This is a genomic window from Arthrobacter sp. Y3225116 (assembly GCF_059091245.1).
Genome location: NZ_JBNHGL010000098.1, coordinates 1 through 10,179, shown reverse-complemented (window position 1 = coordinate 10,179; position 10,179 = coordinate 1). Strand labels below are relative to the sequence as shown.

Genomic DNA, 10,179 nt, shown 5'->3' with positions numbered 1-10,179 from the left:
GCAGTGTCCGGCCGGGGGCGGCGCGCGGATCCGGCGCGCCGGGCCGGGCGCAGGGCGGGGTGACGATCCGGGGCGGTTCTGCCATGGCTCCATCTTGGCGGCCGGCGGCCGGGACGTCCATGGGCACCGATTGCCCTTTGTCCCACCCCTCCCGCGCGTGTCCCTGCCCTACCGATGTGGACCTATCGATGGTACAAAGTAAGCAGGCTCAGTAATTTCGCCACAACGAGGAGGAGCCCGCACCATGGATACAGGCATGATCGTCGGAATCATCATCGCGATAGTTGTACTCCTGATCATCATCGGAGTCATTGTCTTCTTTGCGCAGAAGCGGAACACCAAGCGGAAGTTCGAGAAGCAGGAAGAGAACCGCAGGGAGGCAGCGGAGTTGCGGCAGGGCGCGCAGGTGTCCTCGGTCGAGGCGCGGGAGCGCCAGGCGGACGCCACCCAGGCGCAGGCCGAGGCCCAGCGGGCGGACGTCGAAGCCGAGCGTGCCAAGATTGAAGCCGACCGCCTGCGCCAGGCTGCTGACCAGCGGCAGGCGGACGCCCAGGGTATCCAGCAGGAGAGCGACGAGAAGCTGCGCCGCGCCGATGACCTGGACCCGGACGTCAACACCAAGGACCGGGACTCCCGGAAAGACCGCAAGCACGACGGCGGAGCCCACCGCGGCGACTCCGACCCCGACCGCGGGGTAGACACCGCCGCGGGGTACCGCGACGACGGCGGCCGGCACGTCGATGACGTGCGCAACGACGGCGCCCGGACTGCTGACGACGTACGCAACGACGGCACGCGGACTGCCGACGACCCCCGCCGCGCCGAGGGCGGCAGCCACAACATCTAGGCCGGTTCACACAACAAATGGCGCCTGCTTCCCCTGGGGAGGCAGGCGCCATTTGTTGTTGGGGGAGCCGCTCAGCCCTTGACCGAACCGCTCATGAGGCCGCCGACGAAGTACTTGCCCAGGATGATGTAGACCAGCAGGGTGGGCAGCGAGGCGATCAGGGCGCCGGCCATCGACGCGGCGTAGTCGGTCAGCTGTCCGCCGGCCAGGAAGCTCAGCGCGATGGTGACCGGGCCGTTGGAGCCGGAGGAGAAGAACGCCGCGAACAGGTAGTCGTTCCAGGCGGAGGTGAACTGCCAGATGAGCACCACCACGAAGCCCGGGGCGGAGACCGGCAGGATCACCGAGGCGTAGGTGCGCAGCAGCCCGGCTCCGTCCATGCGCGCCGCTTCGATCAGCTCGGCCGGCACGGATTCGTAGTAGTTGCGGAAGATCAGCGTGCAGATCGGCAGGCCGTAGACGATGTGCAGCACGAGCAGCGAGGGGATGCCGTTGGGCACCCCGAGACCCTGCATCAGCTGGGTCAGCGGGATCATCACGGCCTGGTACGGGATGAACATGCCGAACAGGATGAGGGTGAAGACCACGTTGGCGTAGGGGAAGCGCCAGCGGGAGAGCACGAAGCCGTTCATTGATCCGAGCAGGGCCGAGATGATCGAGGCGGGGATGACCATGGCGAAGGTGCGGCCCAACGCCGGGCCCAGGGTGTCCCATGCCTTGGCCCAGCCCGCGGTTTCCCACGTCGTCGGGAAGAGCCACGCGGTGGAGGGATCGGCGTCGGACGGGCCCTTGAAACTGGTAATGAACAGGACGTAGGCCGGAATCAGCACCACAAACACGAACACCAGCAGGATGGCGTACTTGAGCGTGCGGTTCATCTTCTGCCGGCCGGTGCGGGGAGCCGCGGGCCGGGGCCGGGCAACCTCGACGGGCGGCGGCACGGTTGCGGTGGCCATCAGCGCTTCTCCTGCCGTGAGGTGTAGACGAGGTACGGGACGACCACCAGCGCGACCAGCACCAGCATGATGGTGCCGATGGCGGCCGAGTCGGCGTAGTCGCTGCCGATGTACTTGACCCACATCATGGTGGCCGGGACCTGGATGTCGTAGGTATTGGCGTCGGGAACGATCGCCCGGATCAGGTCGAACAGCTTCAAGGACATGTGGCCGATGATGATGACGGCCGAGAGCATCACCGGGCTCAGCTGCGGAAAGATCACGTGACGGTAGAGCTTCCACTCGCTGCAGCCGTCGATCCGCGCCGCTTCGCGCAGTTCTTCCGGGATGCCGCGGAATCCGGCCAGGAACAGGGCCATCACGTAGCCGGAGAGCTGCCAGATGGCCGGCACGGCGATGGCGGCAATGCCCCAGTTGGGATCGGACCACCAGCTGTTCTGCAGGAAGCCGAGCCCCGTGCTGTCCAGCAGCCGGTTCAGCCCGGTGGCACGGTCACCGCCGGGCTCGTTGGTCTGCAGGCTTGAGAGCAGCCAGCGCCAGACCACGCCCGAGGCGATGAAGGACACCGCCATCGGGAAGAGGTAGACCGAGCGGAACAGCCCCTCGCCGGCCCCGGGCCGCTCCAGGATCCAGGCCCAGAGGAAGCCGAAGATCAGCGTGCCCGCCAGGAACACCACCGTCAGCAGGAGCAGGTTGCGCAGTGCGTGCTGGAAATCTGCGTCCCCGAACAGCCGGAGGTAGTTCTCCAGGCCGACGAATTCCGACGACGGCCGGGCCGTGTGCTGGTTGGTCATCGAGATGCGGACGTTTTCCGCGATCAACGCGTAGACGAAGACCGCCAGCAGGATGAGGGTAGGGGCGATCAGGGCCAGCCCCGGTCCCCAGGTCTTCACTTTCTTGAACATGGACTTCTCCTAGTGCCGCCGTACACGCCGGTGTGACATGGAAGGGCGGGCGCGGTGGCGTGCCGCGCCCCCCCTTCCGGGGCGTCCCGGCTTACTGCATGAACTTCTCGGCGATGGACGCCAAGGATTCCTGCAGGGCAGCCACGTCCTGCGGGCCGCCGAACTTGCTGACGGCGGTGCTCAGTTCGTTCAGCCAGGCCACCGGGACGGCGGCACCGTGGGCCAGCGAGGACACGATGGTGTCGGACGAGAAGTCCTCGATGGCGCTCTGCTGGTATTCGCCGAACTCCTCGGACGGCACGTCGGTGCGGGCCGGGATGGAGCCCTTCGCCGCGTTGAATGCCTGCTGGCCCTCGACGCTGGAGATGGTGGTCAGCCAGGCCTCGGAGCCGGCCGGGTTGGGAGCACCCTTGGGCAGCGTGAACGAGTCGGCCAGGAAGTCGAAGACGCCGTCGGTGCCCGGGGTGGGGAAGTAAACGTAGTCCTCACCGGGCTTCTTGCCGTCCTGCGCGAACTTGGCTTCGGCCCAGTCACCCATCACGTTGTAGGCGGCGGCGCCGTCCTCCACCAGCTGGGTGGCCGGACCCCAGTCGCTGAGGGTGTCGCGGTCGGAGTTGGTGTAGCCGAGGGTCTTCTTGTAGTTCTCGATGGCTTCGGTCACGTCCGGGCCGGACCAGTCGGTGGTGCCGTCCCAGAGCCCGTTGTAGCCCTCGGCGCCGAGGGTGGCGAGCAGGATGTTCTCGAACAGCTGGACCTGGGTCCAGGTGCCGGCCACGGCCAGCGGGGTCTTCCCCGCCTCCTTGATCTTGTCCATGTCCGCGAACCAGGCGTCGAGGTCGGCCGGCGGGCTGTTCGGATCCAGGCCGGCTTCCTCCAGCACGTCCACGTTGGCCCACACCACGTTGGCCCGGTGGATATTCGACGGCACGGAGTAGATCTTGCCCTCGACGGTCAGCCGGTCGAGCAGGTCCTGGGGGAACGCCTCGTTGAGCTGCGCGTCCTCGTAGAAGGAGGTGAGGTCCTCGAGCTGGTCGGCTGCGATGTAGTCCTGCAGCTCGGCTCCGGCATGCGCCTGGAACGAGTCCGGCGGATTGCCCGACTTCAGGTTGGCCGCCAGCACGCTCTTGGCCTGGCTGCCGGCGCCGCCGGCGACGGCAAGGTTGTCGAACTTCAGCTCCGGATACTGTTCGGTGAAGATTTCCACCAGCGCATCCAGCCCGACCTTCTCGGAACCGTCCGCCCACCAGGTGAAGACTCCTACCGACCCCGACGCTTCCTCAGGGTTGGCTTCGTCCACCGCGCTTCCGCCGCCGCATGCGGACAGGAGCAAACCCGCGGCCGCAACGCCGGCGAGTAAAGATTTGCGTCGCATAAACGCCTCCATCAATCAGCAGTCATGGCCACGGGGTCGGCAGACCCGCACACGGATGTGTGGCTTAGTACCGAAGTTAACTCCGTCACACGCCTTGTCGTCAAGAGTTGAACGCAAAGACGGTCCCAGGAGGAGCCTGTCCGTGCTTAGGCGACGGGGAGTTCGGCCTGCTGCAGCACCAGCGTCGCGGCGCCCAACGCCTCGGCCCGGCTGCCCAGGGTGGACATCGCCAACTCCGTGGATTCCCCGACGACCGGGACTGCATGGCGGAGCAGCCCGCGCCGTATCGGGTCCAGCAGGATGTTGCCGAGGCCCGTCAGCGAACCGCCGACCACGATGACCTCGGGATTGAGCAGGTTGCAGACGTTGGCGAGGGCGCGTCCCACCGCCACGCCGGCATCATCGATCACGCGCAGGACGGCCGGGTCGCCCTCCAGCGCGATCCGGACGATGTCCTCGGTTCCGATGGGCTCGCCGCGGCCGCGGCTGAGCAGATCGATCATGGTGGAGGTGGAGGCCACCGTCTCCAGGCACCCGCGGTTGCCGCACCGGCAGATGATGCCGTGTTCGGCGACAGTGGCATGGCCGACCTCGCCCGTGACGCCGACATGGCCGTAATAGAGCTTGCCGCTGAGGACCAGGCCGGCCCCGATCCCGGAGCCGATCTTCAGGAAGACCAGGTTCTGCGCGTGCTGGTAGGGGCCCCAACTAACCTGGGCGAGCGCGCCCAAATTTGCGTCGTTGTCCACGAAGACGTCCGTGCCGAACCTGTCCCGCAGCCGGGCCAGCAGATTGATGCCCACCCATTCGGGCAGGATGGCACCGTGGATCACGGTGCCGGTCCTCCGGTCGATCGGGCCCGGTATGCCCGCGCCCACGCCGATCACCGCACGGGGGGAGACGGAGTTTTCATCCAGCAGCCGCTGCGCCAGCCGGGCGGCGGTGTCGATGCCCTGCTCCGCCCCGTGGCCGAGCGGCAATTCGACGGCGCCTTCGGCGAGCACCTGGTGGTCGAGGCTGACCAGCACAACGTGCACGTGCCGGCGGCCGAAATCCACTCCGACGGCAACCGCGCCACGGCCATCGAGCAGGACCGACAGGGCGCGGCGGCCGGAACTCGTGGTGGGCGCGGTGCTGACCAGTCCGTCGTCGGCCATCGCTTTGACGATGTTGGAGACCGTGGCGGTGGACAGCCCCGTTTGCCGGGACAGTTCGGCCTGGGTGAGCGGGCCGCGGGACATCAGCGCCTGCAGGACCCGTTGGCTGTTCCGCCGCCGCAGGGCGCTTTGGGACCCCGGCCGGAGCTGGGGTGCGCGCGGCACCGGAGGCTGCGGGGCCTCGAGGGTGGACGGCTGATCGGCTCGCATACAGAAAAGCGTGCGGCAGCGCCGCCTTGGAGTCAAGAAGTTAACGCAACTGGCCCGTCGCGGCACCCTGGGCGGCCGGGCCTTGCCACGGATCAGGGCCAACCATTCGTGAGCGTAGACTGGGCGCAACGCGCGGAGGCGAATGACATGGAAGACCTCAGGCTCATTGTCAACGATCTGGAACGCAACGCACGGCTTCCCGCCGGCGACGACGAACGGTTCGTCGGTTACGTCGTGTCGGGCCTGACGTTCTCCTCCGGCCACGTGCTGGGGCTGCGGCGGTTTCCGGTCACCTCGGTCGGCCCCGGTTACACCTCGGTGTGGCTGCGCGACCCCGCCGAAAATTGGAGCATCTTCACCACGGCGCCGGCGGAAAAATCCTGTCCCCGGTATTTCGGCAGCGGACTCCGGCATACTTCGGTGCACGCCATCGCGGTCGAATGGACCGGACCGCGCGATTTCACCGTTTCCATCCCGGACATCGACTTCTCCTGGGACGCAACCGTCTCGGACACCCCGGTGACCCGGCTCATGTCCGGAATGACGGCGAAGACGCCGGACCGGCTGTGGCAGAGTGGGCCCTTCCTGGCGGCCATGGGCGTCATGGCAGGCCCCGCGCTGCGGCTGGGGCGGATGCGGCTGGCGGGGACCGCGCCCAACCGGCAGCGGTTCCGCGCCGCCCCGCGCCGGCTGTGGTTCATCGACCAAAGCAGTGCACGGTTGGGGGCAACGGACTTCGGGCCGCCGGGACCGCTTCCTGAGCAGGCCAGGCTGGGCGGCTTCTGGGTCCCGCAGCGCGGTACGTTCATGATCGGCACGGCCGCCTTTGAGACCCTTGATCCGGCCAGGCACCTGCAGCAATCCACGGCCTGACCGGGCTCTCGGCGGCTACGCCTCCGCGGCGTCGTCGATCGCGTCGCGGTGCACGGCGGCGATTTCCACGTAGCGGGCGGCGTTGTCCAGCACTGACTGGTACTCGTCCTCGCTCAGTTCGCGGCGGACCTTGGCCGGGACACCCGCGACGAGCGAACGCGGCGGAATCTGCGTGCCCTCCAGCACGACGGCGCCGGCTGCCACCAGCGAACCCTCACCGACCACTGCGCCGTTCATGACCGTGGCGCTCATGCCGATCAGGCAGTTTTCCTCGACCGTGCAGCCGTGAATCACGGCGGCGTGGCCGACGCTGACGCCGGCGCCGACGGTGCAGGGGAAACCGGGGTCCGCGTGCAGGACCACGTTGTCCTGCAGGTTGCTGCGCTCGCCGACGCGGATGGGAGCGGTGTCGCCGCGGACGCTGACGCCGTAGAAGGCGCTGGAGTCGGCTGCCAGCGCCACGTCGCCGCTGAGCGTCGCGGTGGGGGCGACGAAGGCGGACGGATCGACGGCCGGCAGCATGCCGGAGATGGTGATGATGTGGGCCATCCCATCAGCCTAGCGACACCGGGCCCGCCGCAGGAGCTTCGTGACGGACCTTCCGCCCATCGGAGCCGGCCGGTCACGGCTTGGTCAGGATGAAGAACTGGTAGTGCCGGCCGAACTCCGGCCGCTCCCAGGTGGTGAAACCCGAGATGAGGCCGTGCTCGCCGAAGAGCCGCCGGACGGTTGCGTCGCTGCGGCGGCTGTAGAAGCGGCGCGGTTCGAAGTCGTCGGCGGCAACGATGCCCTCCTCGTCGTCGCCGGACCAGAGCCCGACCGCCAGCGGAGCGCCCGAGACCAGCACCCGCATGGTCTCGGCGAGAACATCCGGCAGGTCCTGGTCGGGGATGTGCAGCAGCGTGCTCATGGTCCAGCCGGCCGAGAACGTTCCCCCGGCAAACGGCAACTCCCGGGCCGAGCCGACCACCGCCTCCAGGTGCTTGGCCCGGGCCAGCCGGACGTTCTGCTCGGACAGATCGACGCCGGTGTAATGGATTCCCGCGGCCTTGAACGCGAGCCCGTCCGTGCCGGTGCCGCAGCCGACCTCCAACACGCTGTGCCGCCGGGCTGCGACCAGGGAGGCAATGAATTCCTGCCGGGCTGCGTCCCTGCGGGGATCCCTCCAGCGCCGGTCGCGCTCGGGCGCCTGCCGGTCGTAGAACGCCTTCAGTTCAGGCTCATGGTTGCCCATCCGACGAGAGTACGCCCTGCGCCGGGCCGGGCACAGGGGCGGACACCGCCGTCGTAATGGACCACTGAGCCGGCCCCGACGCGACGCCGCCGCCACCCAGGCGCGACGACGCCCGGCGCCTCGACGACGGGGACGATCGGACGCTCGCGAGCCGACGCCCCGCGACGACGCCCCCGTCGAACTAGTTGAAGACGACGGTGCGGGTGCCGTCGAGGAGCACCCGGTGTTCGGCGTGCCACTGCACGGCCCGGGCCAGGGTGCGCGCCTCACCGTCGCGGCCCAGCGCCACGAACTGCTCGGCGGTGTGCGCGTGCCGGACCGGAATGACTTCCTGGTCGATGATCGGGCCCTCGTCCAGGTCCCCGGTGACGTAGTGCGCCGTGGCGCCGATCAGCTTCACGCCGCGGGCGTGCGCCTGGTGGTACGGCCTGGCACCCTTGAAGCTGGGCAGGAACGAATGGTGGATGTTGATCGCCTTGCCGGCCAGTTCGGTGCAGAGTTCGTTGCTGAGCACCTGCATGTAGCGGGCCAGCACCACCAGTTCCACGTCGTGTTGCGCGGCCAGATCCCGCAGGACCTGCTCGGCCTGCGGCTTGGTGTCCGGGCTGACGGGAATGTGGTGGAAGGGGATGCCGTAGAACGCGGCGAGCTCGGCCAGGTCCTGGTGGTTGGAGACGATGGCGGGAATCTCGATCGGCAACGTGCCGGAACGCTGCAGGAACAGCAGGTGGTTCAGGCAGTGCGCCGACTTGGACGCCATCAGCAGCGTGCGCATCTTCACGCCGTCGCGGCGCAGCTTCCAGTCCATGCCGAACTCCTGCGCGACCGGCTGCAGCCGGTCGTGGAGTTCGGTGTAGGACAGGTCGGTGGCAACAGCCACGCGCATGAAGAACCGGCCGGACTGCGGGCTGCCGTACTGCTGCGAGTCGGTGATGTTTCCGCCGGCCCCGGCCAGGGCGCCGGCAACGGCATGCACGATGCCGGGGCGGTCCGGGCAGGAAAGGATCAGGGTGTAGGCGGTGGCGGCGGGAGCTTCAATCACGCATCTAGGGTACCGGCTGGGCTTCGGCTTCTGCGGCAAGGTACCTGCCAGCGGCCACGGCGGCCGCCCGGCCGGCGCGGGTGGCCCCGACCGTAGACGCCGATGCGCCGTATCCGACCAGGAACAGCCGCGGCTCCTTCACCACCGAGACGCCGTCGTCGCCCATCCGGATCCCGCCGCCCGATTCACGCAGCCGCAGCGGCGCCAGGTGGTCCAGCGACGGCCGGAATCCGGTGGCCCAGAGGATGACGTCTACATCTTCGGCCGAGCCGTCGGCGAATTCGACGCCGTGCTCAGAGATGCGGGCCAGCTTGCCGCGTGAGACGAGCACGCCGTCGTCGATGCCCTTCCGGTACATCTCGGTCAGCGGCAGCCCCGTGGCGGCAACCACGCTCAGGGTCGGCAGGCCCGCGCGCGTGCGCTCGCTGACCCTGCGTTCCACGTCGACACCCCATTCCATGTCGAACGGGGCCGCAGTGAAGTCGGGGTCGCGGCGGGTGGACCAGAGCGTGTCCGCGCCGGCGGCGTCCAGTTGGAGCAGGAACTGCAGCGCGGACGTCCCGCCGCCGACCACCAGGACCCGCTGCCCGCGGAACTCGTCCGCCGACCAGAAGTCCCGCGTGTGCAACTGGCGGCCGCGGAAGATCTCCCGGCCCGGGTAGTGCGGCCAGTGCGGCTTGTCCCAGGTGCCGGTGCCGCTGATGACGGTCCGCGCCAGCCACTCGCCGCCGGTGGCGCTGCGCACGCGCAGGAAGGCACCGTCGTCGTCCACCGAGGTCACGCGCACGGGGCGGTGCACCGGGAGATTGAACCGCCGCTCGTAGGTGCCGTAATAACGGCGGACGACGGCGGAGGACGGCTCCTGCGGGTCCGGAACCCCGAGGGGCAGGCCGGGAAGGTCGTGCAGGCCGTGCGCCGCGTCGAAGGTCAGCGAGGGCCAGCGGTGGCGCCAGGCGCCGCCCGGGCCGTCGTTGGCGTCGAGGACCACGAAGTCCTGGTCGGGGACCAAGCCGCGGCGGGCCAGCCGGTAGGCGGCGCTCAACCCGGCCTGGCCTGCGCCGATCACCACCGTCTGCAGCGGCTGTTGACCGGTGCCGATTGCCTGGTCCGTCACGATACCCCTCCGATTTGTTGACACTTCAACATCTGTTCGGTGCAACGATGGCCGGCGGCAGGGTATTCCGTGCCGGGCGGCGGGGGACAGCGTGGCGGGCGGCCTGGCGGGGGAGAGCGTGGCGGGCGGCGGGAGAGCGTGGCGGGGCGGGCCCGAGAGTGCGTGGCGGCCCGGTGGCCGGGGATCCCTATCGCAGGCCGGAGCGAGACAGACGGGCCGGCGGGGTATTCCGAAGTGCCCGGCAGTGCGTGGCGGGCCGGCGGGAAGAGTGTCGCGTGCCGGATCCCTCCGATGGCCGCAAGACGTTTTCTGCCAATCCCGATGGGTCTAGGGTGGCAGCAGCGACGACGGAAGGTCCGGGCCATGACGCATCTGGAACGGGAGAAAACGCTCCGTAGTGCAGGGCGCGTGCTGCTGGCCGCCGCGCTCCTGGCGGGCCTGGCCGGGTGCACCGGCGAGACCGGCGGGG

Annotated in this window: 10 protein-coding genes; 2 read left to right on the top strand and 8 right to left on the bottom strand. The window is 68.9% G+C overall.

Going from position 1 to position 10,179, the window contains the following annotated elements; all coding sequences use genetic code 11:
* The first annotated feature begins 244 nt into the window (after positions 1 to 244).
* The gene (locus AC5RV2_RS10510; RefSeq protein WP_494092284.1) at positions 245 to 847 is read left to right on the top strand and encodes a hypothetical protein; all 603 of its coding nucleotides are present in this window, start codon (positions 245 to 247) and stop codon (positions 845 to 847) included.
* 71 nt (positions 848 to 918) lie between these two features.
* Here AC5RV2_RS10510 and AC5RV2_RS10505 read toward each other — a convergent pair whose 3' ends face one another.
* The 4 genes from AC5RV2_RS10505 to AC5RV2_RS10490 form a co-directional block, all read right to left on the bottom strand.
* A complete protein-coding gene (locus tag AC5RV2_RS10505; protein ID WP_493978573.1) occupies positions 919 to 1,803 on the bottom strand; it encodes a carbohydrate ABC transporter permease in 885 nt (294 codons plus the stop codon).
* Positions 1,803 to 2,708 carry a carbohydrate ABC transporter permease gene (locus AC5RV2_RS10500; RefSeq protein WP_494092283.1) on the bottom strand — a complete coding sequence of 302 codons (906 nt, stop codon included), beginning with the start codon at positions 2,706 to 2,708 and terminating at the stop codon, positions 1,803 to 1,805. Before AC5RV2_RS10500 ends, AC5RV2_RS10505 begins: the two co-directional genes overlap by 1 nt.
* A gap of 91 nt (positions 2,709 to 2,799) precedes the next feature.
* Entirely contained in the window at positions 2,800 to 4,080 is a 1,281-nt protein-coding gene (locus tag AC5RV2_RS10495; RefSeq protein WP_494092282.1) for an ABC transporter substrate-binding protein, read from the bottom strand.
* 146 nt (positions 4,081 to 4,226) lie between these two features.
* Entirely contained in the window at positions 4,227 to 5,447 is a 1,221-nt protein-coding gene (locus AC5RV2_RS10490) for an ROK family transcriptional regulator (RefSeq protein ID WP_494092281.1), read from the bottom strand.
* Between the two features lie 147 nt (positions 5,448 to 5,594).
* Here AC5RV2_RS10490 and AC5RV2_RS10485 point away from each other — a divergent pair, with 147 nt between their 5' ends.
* Positions 5,595 to 6,320, top strand: coding sequence for a hypothetical protein (locus AC5RV2_RS10485; RefSeq protein WP_494092280.1), 726 nt, complete (start codon positions 5,595 to 5,597; stop codon positions 6,318 to 6,320).
* A gap of 15 nt (positions 6,321 to 6,335) precedes the next feature.
* On the opposite strand, the gene AC5RV2_RS10480 is transcribed toward AC5RV2_RS10485, so the two are convergent.
* The 4 genes from AC5RV2_RS10480 to AC5RV2_RS10465 all read right to left on the bottom strand — a co-directional run bounded on the left by AC5RV2_RS10480 (position 6,336) and on the right by AC5RV2_RS10465 (position 9,710).
* Entirely contained in the window at positions 6,336 to 6,869 is a 534-nt protein-coding gene (locus AC5RV2_RS10480) for a gamma carbonic anhydrase family protein (RefSeq protein ID WP_494092279.1), read from the bottom strand.
* Between the two features lie 73 nt (positions 6,870 to 6,942).
* Positions 6,943 to 7,554 carry a class I SAM-dependent methyltransferase gene (locus AC5RV2_RS10475; protein ID WP_494092278.1) on the bottom strand — a complete coding sequence of 204 codons (612 nt, stop codon included), beginning with the start codon at positions 7,552 to 7,554 and terminating at the stop codon, positions 6,943 to 6,945.
* Positions 7,555 to 7,735: 181 nt separating this feature from the next.
* Positions 7,736 to 8,596, bottom strand: a complete 861-nt coding sequence (gene purU / locus AC5RV2_RS10470) for a formyltetrahydrofolate deformylase (RefSeq protein ID WP_494092277.1) — start codon at positions 8,594 to 8,596, stop codon at positions 7,736 to 7,738.
* 4 nt (positions 8,597 to 8,600) lie between these two features.
* Positions 8,601 to 9,710 carry an FAD-dependent oxidoreductase gene (locus tag AC5RV2_RS10465; RefSeq protein ID WP_494092276.1) on the bottom strand — a complete coding sequence of 370 codons (1,110 nt, stop codon included), beginning with the start codon at positions 9,708 to 9,710 and terminating at the stop codon, positions 8,601 to 8,603.
* Between the last annotated feature and the right edge of the window lie 469 nt (positions 9,711 to 10,179).